Here is a 6138-nt window from a genome sequence, read left to right as displayed (position 1 = left end):
TGCCGAAGTTGTTTCAAATTCCGCTTTTGCCGTCACGGCCGCGGCTCAGGGTCCGCTACACCGTTCGCTATAAGAAAACCCCTTTCCCGGTCCAACCTCAAACGTACGGGGTTTACCGAAACCTTACTCCTGCAAGTCATTGTCAAGCAACACCTGTGCCGGAATGGATTTTTTCCCGTAACCTGCCGGTATCGCGGCCCTTCTTCACCCTCCTGCCAAAATCGGCAAGGGGCCGATGGCGTTGCGTTTCGTAACAGCCGCGGCCCGCTGTCAACCCATTAACCATAAAAACAACAGGTTGCCGGACGTTACATTCATTCGCGCCAGTGTTGCGTTGTGCAACGGCCGGCCCAGGCAAAATACTTTTCCCGCACCCGGGGGCATGTGCTATTATGGATAGCAAACCACCTTTTCCCGGACCGGCCGGGCCGGGTTCCGGGCGGCTTATCAGCGGATGGAGAGGATTAATGGGATTGTTCAGAAAAATGCTGGGTGTTTATGACAAAGAAGGGCCGGGGGGGGAGGATCTGGCCGGGCCCGCCGCTGAGATCGGCAGCCTGCGGGACCGGGTGGTTGCCGCCCGGATGTCCCCCAGGGTCGAAAGGGCGGCCTTGAACGAGGTGGAAAGACTTGCCAAAATCGATTCCGCGGCCACTGAATACACCATTGGCCTCAACTATCTCGAATATCTGGTCAGCCTGCCCTGGAACTCGATGACCGAGGACAACCTTGACATCAATCACGCCAAGGAGATCCTTGACAAGGAACATTACGGCTTAACGGATATCAAGGAACGTATCCTGGAATATCTGGCGGTCAGGACCATGCGCCTGTCCTACAGTTATAAGCTGCTGCTGGTGGATGACGATGAAACCGCCAGGAAAAACATGGGGCATGTTCTGGCCAGGGACGGCTATCTGATCACCACGGCGGCCAACGGCCGCCAGGCCCTGGATTTTCTGGCCAGGGATCGCTTTGATGTTGTGGTCACCGACCTGAAGATGAAGGGGGTGGACGGCACACAGGTATTGGAAAGGGCCAAGGAAAAGGACCCTGACGTCGAGGTGATCGTGATCTCCGGCCATGCGACCATGCCGACCACGGTCGAGACCATCAGGAAGGGATCCTCTTGTTTCCTGGCCAAGCCCCTGCAACTGGATGAACTGAGAACCGCGATCAAAAGGGCCCTGGAGAAAAAAAAGGTCCAGTTGGGGGCCAGGGGGCCGATTCTCTGCTTTGCCGGCCCGCCCGGCACCGGCAAGACCTCGCTGCAGCGATCCATTGCCAGAAGCCTGGGCCGCAAGTTCATCCGGATCTCCCTGGCCGGGATGAAGGACGAGGCGGAGATACGGGGCCACCGGCGGAGCTATGTCGGCGCCCTGCCCGGCCGGATCATCCAGGAGATCCGCCAGGCCGGCTCCAGAAACCCGGTGATAATGCTCGACGAGATCGACAAGATCGGCCAGGATTTCAAGGGCGACCCGGCCTCGGCCCTGCTGGAGGTACTCGACCCCTCCCAGAACAGCAACTTCATTGACAACTACCTTGATCTGCCGTTTGATCTGTCCCAGGTGATGTTCATTGCCACGGCCAACACCACGGACCCGATTCCGGCGCCGCTGCTGGATCGGCTCGAGCTGCTCTTTCTCTCCGGCTACACGGAGGAGGAAAAGGAAAAAATCGCCTTTGACCACCTGATTCCCAGGGAGATAGAGGAGGCGGGGCTGGCCGGCCGGCCGCCGCTGTTCGCCCCGGCCGCGGTGCGCAGGATAATCCGGGAATACACCCGGGAGGCGGGCCTGCGGAACCTGCAGCGACAGATCGCCGCCATCTGCCGCAAAACGGCCCGGGAGATACTCCTCGGGCAGGGGGGCCGGCAACCCCTGCGGATCACCCCGGAGCTGGTTGAGGGTTTTCTGGGGCCGAGAAAATACTTTTTTGAAAACGCCGGGGAAGAAGAGAAAATCGGGGTTGCCACCGGGCTGGCAATGACCGAAACCGGGGGGCAGCTTATCTTTGTCGAGGCGGCCATCATGCCGGGCAAGGAACGGTTGATCCTGACCGGCTCGCTGGGCGAGGTCATGAAGGAATCAGCCCGGGCAGCCTTGAGTTATCTGCGCAGCAACGCCCGTGTCTTTCAGGTTCCAGAGGACTTTTTCGAGGCCCATGATATCCATGTCCATGTGCCGGCCGGGGCGATTCCCAAGGACGGCCCCTCGGCGGGTCTCACCATTGCGGTGGCCCTGCTCTCGTTGTTGACCGGGAGAGCGGTGCGGCGGGACGTCGCCCTGACCGGTGAGTTGACCTTGAGCGGCAGGATACTGCCGGTGGGCGGAATCCGGGGAAAGATCCTGGCCGCCCGCCGGGCCAAGATAGCAACCGTGGTGCTGCCCGCCCGCAATGAGACGGACCTCAAGGACATTCCCGCCTATGTTACGGAAAATTTAAAGATTGTCACGGCCGTCGACCTGGGCAAGATCATTGACCTGGTCCTGCGATAACCAGGGGTCTGCCGGCCTGCGCACCGGTCTGTCGCACAACTGCCGATCAACCTCTTGCAAATCGTCGGCAATGCGTTAGAGTTGGCTGCGGTATTTCCCAAAGGAGTTTGCCAGGTGGCCGCATTAAAAAACAGATACATTAACTTTGTCAGGTGGCTCGGATATGACCTGGGGATCACTCCCAACCAGATCACCGTGGGCCGGCTGCTCTTCTTCATCCCCGGCTGGCTCATCTGGTTCTTCCGCCACGAACTGGCGGCCCGGCTGGGGGTAGACTGGCGGCTGCTCGGCTGGAGCGCGGTAATCATCGTTACCGCGGTAATCGTCCTCGACATCCTCGACGGCGTCCTGGCCCGGGAGACCGGCCAGGTAAGCGCCCGGGGCAAGATCCTTGACCCGGTGGTGGATAAGCTGACCACCTACTCCGCCCTGGCCCTGTTCTGGCCGGCGATCCACAAGCCCGCCCTGCTGCTCCTCCTGGCCCTGGATATCGCCTCCACCTTTCTCCGCAGCACCCAGGTGCAGGGGGCCAACGTCTTTGGCAAGAGAAAGGCGCTCTGCCAGAACCTGTCCAAATTCTTCTTTGCCGGGGCAGTGCTGCTGGCCCTGCCCTTGATGAACCTGATCGGCAACCTGCTGCTCTGGGCCGCCCTGGGCCTGGCCAGCATCTCGGTGGGGATCCGCCTCTTGCCGGGCCGGAAATAAGGCCTCGGAATTGTTGCGACGCCATCAATCCTTAAACACCTCGGGGGTATGGCGGACGATCTCCGCATCCACCAGATAGATGACATCCTCGGCAATATTGGTGGCCAGGTCGGCGATCCGCTCCAGGTGCCGGCCCGCGGATATGGCGTGCAGCAGGCAGTTGACCTGCTCGGGTTTATGCAGGAGCGCGTCCTTGACCCGGACATACATCTCCCGGTTATAGGCATCCACCTCGTCATCCTCGGACCGGACCTGGTGGGCCAGCACCACATCCATATGCACCAGGGCGTCAATGCTCTTGGTGAGCATATCCTCGACCTTGATCGCCATCTTGCGAATGTCAAAGGGAATCTCCACCTCCTTGTGGCCTGACAGGAAGGCGCCCCGTTCGGCCAGGTTGACGGCAATATCCCCCACCCGTTCCAGTTCGTTGTTGATCTTGAGCGCGGCGATGATAAATCGCAGGTCAATGGCCACCGGCTGGTAGAGCGCCAGCATCTTCAGGCAGTGCTCCTCGATATCGATCTCCAGCTGGTCAATCTCCGTATCCGCCTTGATCACGTCATTGGCCAGTTCCTCGTCACGGCTAACAATGGACTGGGTGGCCTTATATACCCGGTCCTCGACCTCACTCCCCATCAGGATGAGCTTGTTCTTCAGTTTCTCAATATCTTTCTGCAAATGCTTGGACATCATGCTCCTCCCTGCTGACAACTGCTCTCATTGAAAAGACGGATCGCCTCCGGCAACGCTCTCCCGCGCCTTGCAACCGATCTATACCCTTGGCAGGTGAATCGTAAAAACCGTTCCTTTTTCCAACTCGCTTTGCACTGTTACCCGGCCGCCATGGGCCCGGGCAATATGTTTGACAATTGCCAGGCCGAGCCCGGTGCCGCCCAGCTTTCTGCTGCGCGCCTTGTCAACGATATAAAACCGCTCGAACAACCGGTCCAGGTGCTCGGCCGCAATCCCGGGGCCGGTATCCCGGACCCGGATCAACAGATCGGTCCCGGTTGTTTCCGCCTCCACCTGGACCTTGCTTCCCGGGCCGCTGTATTTGACCGCATTATCGATCAGGTTGATACAGGCCTGCTCCAGCAGGTGGCGGTTGATTGCGGCGGCCAGGGAATCATCGCATTGCAGGGTGATGTTGATATTCTTTTCCGCCGCCTTGGCGGAACAGACCTCAATTGCGGCCCGCAGAACATTTTTTATGGTTTCCCTGGCCAGGGGGATCATCTCACGCTCGTCATCCTGTTCGATCTTGGAGAGGGTGAGCAGGTCCTCGACAATTGCCTGCAGCCGGTTGGCATGTTTGTGGATGATCTCGAGAAAATCCCGGACCTGGGCCGGACCGTCGCCGGTCTCGTCCAACAGGGTCTCAACATATCCCTTGATCGAGGTGATCGGCGTTTTCAACTCATGGGAGACATTGGCGACAAAATCACGGCGGATATTTTCCAGCCGCAACAGCCTGGTAACGTCGTTCATCACGATCAGGGCCCCATGCCTGGTTTTCCGGGCATCAAAGAGTTGCGCCCCGCGCAGCTGGAGGATGCGTTCCCCCTCCCGGCCGCGATTAAATACCAGCGAACCCTCGCTGGGGCCATCCTCGGCCAGTGTTTTCTGGATAAAGTGCAGGAGATCGATGTTCCTGACCACCTCGAGAATGTTGCGGCCCTGGACCTTCCACTGGTCAACACCCAGCTGCCGGGCCGCCGAGCCGTTCATATAGACGACATTGGCGTCGAGATCAACGGCGATCACCCCCTCGCCCATGCTGGACAGGACGGTTTCCAGTTCGTTGCGCTGGCTGACCACCGCCCGGATCCGGTCGTCCAGGTGGGCCGCCATGCTGTTCATCGACTGGGCCAGCCCGACGATCTCCTCCGAGCCGGAGACGGAGATTTTTTTACTGAAATCACCGGCAGCGAATTGCATGGCGCCCTGCCGCATCATCTGCAGGGGCCGGCTCACTTTTCTGGAGACAAACAGGGTGATGCCGGCGGCCAGGCCGGCGATCACCAGCAGACCGAGGCCGACCCGGTAAAAAAAGCCGCGCAAGGTGTTGTCAATGGCGGTCAACGGGATGGAGGCGCGCAGCACGCCCCGGATGGAACCCTTCTCCATGAGCGGGATGGCCACGTAGAGCATGTCCTGCCCGATTGTGGTGCTGTACCTCTTGCTCCTCCCCACCCGGCCGGCCATGGCCTGGATAATTTCCGGGCGGCCGCCGTGGTTTTCCATTTTGCGGGGATCATGGGCCGTGTCGTTGAGTACCTTGCCCTGTTGGTCGACCAGGGTGATCCGGGCCGAGGTTCTCTGGCCCACCTCGGCAAAAAAGGAGTTAAGATCCGCGCGCCTGTTGTCCTGTAAAAGCCTGGTTACCTCGCGCTCAACCAGGCGGGACTGGGCCTCGAGCTGGGCCGCTGTCTGGTTGACATAAAACAGCTTGAGCGACTGCCCCCCGTAGAGGGCGATGAGCAGGATCGCCCCCAGTAAAATCAGGGCGTTGGCAGGGAAGAGAAGCCATATGAGTTTTACCTTGCGCACATATTCACCTTTACCGAAAGGAGTGCCACCCGCCCGGGTTGCAAAAAGGTAAGCGTTCACCAGCACCCCCTCTTCGCACGATCAGGCCGGCTCACATAGACATACTATGGATTCGCCGGCCTGCTTGCACGAATCCGTGGCACTGGTAAACGCTTACCGGCCGGTGGTTTCCGTAAATTTGTAGCCCCTGGTGAACGGTTACGCAAAAAGACCTCCCGCGGCTTAACTGCTCACGGGGGGTGTATTTCCGCAGTAAACATTCAGTAAACCCCCTCCTGTCGGGAAAGGGGTTTTCTTCTACCAACGGCCGCTCCATTGAGAAGGGCCGGCTGTTCATAAACAGGCTATCAAGCAGGAACTCGCTTCGCCGCAACGGCGA

At 59.5% G+C, this 6138-nt stretch carries 5 protein-coding genes; 2 read left to right on the top strand and 3 right to left on the bottom strand.

Annotated elements, in window-relative coordinates; genetic code table 11:
- Positions 1 to 467 precede the first annotated feature (467 nt).
- Both lon and L3J03_11970 read left to right on the top strand, forming a co-directional pair.
- Complete coding sequence (gene lon, locus L3J03_11975; GenBank protein MCF6291698.1) at positions 468 to 2501, top strand: endopeptidase La; 2034 nt, start codon at positions 468 to 470, stop codon at positions 2499 to 2501.
- Positions 2502 to 2615: 114 nt separating this feature from the next.
- Complete coding sequence (locus L3J03_11970) at positions 2616 to 3206, top strand: CDP-alcohol phosphatidyltransferase family protein (protein ID MCF6291697.1); 591 nt, start codon at positions 2616 to 2618, stop codon at positions 3204 to 3206.
- Positions 3207 to 3230: 24 nt separating this feature from the next.
- On the opposite strand, the gene phoU is transcribed toward L3J03_11970, so the two are convergent.
- The 3 genes from phoU to L3J03_11955 all read right to left on the bottom strand — a co-directional run.
- Positions 3231 to 3902, bottom strand: coding sequence for a phosphate signaling complex protein PhoU (phoU, locus tag L3J03_11965; protein ID MCF6291696.1), 672 nt, complete (start codon positions 3900 to 3902; stop codon positions 3231 to 3233).
- A 78-nt stretch (positions 3903 to 3980) separates the two neighbouring features.
- Positions 3981 to 5759, bottom strand: coding sequence for an ATP-binding protein (locus L3J03_11960; GenBank protein ID MCF6291695.1), 1779 nt, complete (start codon positions 5757 to 5759; stop codon positions 3981 to 3983).
- A 91-nt stretch (positions 5760 to 5850) separates the two neighbouring features.
- The coding region (locus L3J03_11955) for a hypothetical protein (GenBank protein ID MCF6291694.1) at positions 5851 to 6138 on the bottom strand (288 nt) is incomplete at its 5' end.

Source organism: Desulfobacterales bacterium (assembly GCA_021647905.1).
Taxonomy (GTDB): domain Bacteria; phylum Desulfobacterota; class Desulfobulbia; order Desulfobulbales; family BM004; genus JAKITW01.
This window is presented reverse-complemented; position numbering and strand designations above follow the sequence as displayed.